At 63.3% G+C, this 1,194-nt stretch carries 1 protein-coding gene and 1 tRNA gene; one reads left to right on the plus strand and one right to left on the minus strand.

All coding sequences use genetic code 11. From position 1 onward, the window contains the following. Positions 1–139: 139 nt before the first annotated feature. Positions 140–216: transfer RNA gene (locus tag ACWPWO_RS18810), tRNA-Met, on the minus strand. Between the two features lie 72 nt (positions 217–288). On the opposite strand from ACWPWO_RS18810, the gene scpB reads away from it, so the two are divergent. Beyond that, positions 289–1,170, plus strand: coding sequence for an SMC-Scp complex subunit ScpB (scpB, locus tag ACWPWO_RS18815; protein WP_454007893.1), 882 nt, complete (start codon positions 289–291; stop codon positions 1,168–1,170). Positions 1,171–1,194: the final 24 nt, after the last annotated feature.

Below are 1,194 nucleotides of genomic sequence, written 5' to 3' on the forward strand. Positions count from 1 at the left end.
GGGGCGAAGGGGGCGCCGGGGCTCCAAGGCACGGCCTTGGCGTGCGGATTCCGGCGTGAGGAGGGAAGCGGGCAAGAAAAAACCGGGCAAGGCCCGGTTTTTTTGGCGAAGCTGCCTGAAAAGGCAGGCTTGCTATGTTTGGTTGCGGGGGCAGGATTTGAACCTACGACCTTCGGGTTATGAGCCCGACGAGCTACCAAGCTGCTCCACCCCGCGCCGGAAAAAAAGAATATAAACATTGAATGTTTACCTTATGCAAGTATTGTCTTACAGTGAGGCTTCCCAGCAGTGACCGAAAGTGAAATAATTCGCGTCCTGGAGACGGCCCTGCTGTGTGCGCAGCAGCCCATGAACAGCGCCGAGCTGCGCAAGATGTTCGTATCGCCGGAAGTGTCGGCTGATGACCTGCGCCGTTATCTGGCCCTGCTGCAGCTGGACTGGAAGGAGCGCGGCCTGGAGCTGGTGCAGGTGGCCGGCGGCTGGCGCTTTCAGAGCCGGCCCGCCATGCAGGTGTTCCTGTCGCGGCTGAGCCTGGAGCGTCCTCCCAAGTATTCCCGCGCGGTGCTTGAGACCCTGGCCATCATCGCCTGGCGTCAGCCCGTGACGCGGGGTGATATCGAAGATATACGCGGCGTCAGCGTATCCACCCAGATCGTCCGCACCCTGGAGGACCGGGGCTGGATCGAGGTGCTGGGTTACCGTGATGCGCCGGGCCGGCCCGCCTTGCTGGGGACGACCCGCCATTTTCTCAATGATCTTGGATTGCGTTCGCTGGACGAATTGCCGGCCGTGGAGTCATTGGACTCGCTGGACGTGCTGGCGCAGTTGCCCGACGGCGGCGCGACGTCCGACGAAGGGTCGTCCGAGCGAACGCCGCCCGACGGAACGCCGTCCGACGGAACGCCGTCCGGCGAACCGACGCCGGGCGATGAGCAGGAATCCGTGAGCGTTGCCGCGGAGCAGGAGTCGGCGCCGGGCGCCGAGATGGAATTTGAACCGGCCGTGCAGCAAGAGGCTGTCGCCGGCCGGGCGTCCGAAGAGGCCCTGCCGCAGGCCGCCCTGGCCGATGTGGAATTTGACCCGGATTCGTTGGAGCCGGCCCAGGCGGATGCCGGGCGGCAGGATGCGGAGCCGTCGGAAGAAATAAGAAACTCTGGAGTAAAAGATTAAAAATGACTGATTCGCACGAGACGA

This window comes from Alcaligenes sp. Marseille-Q7550 (assembly GCF_965112015.1).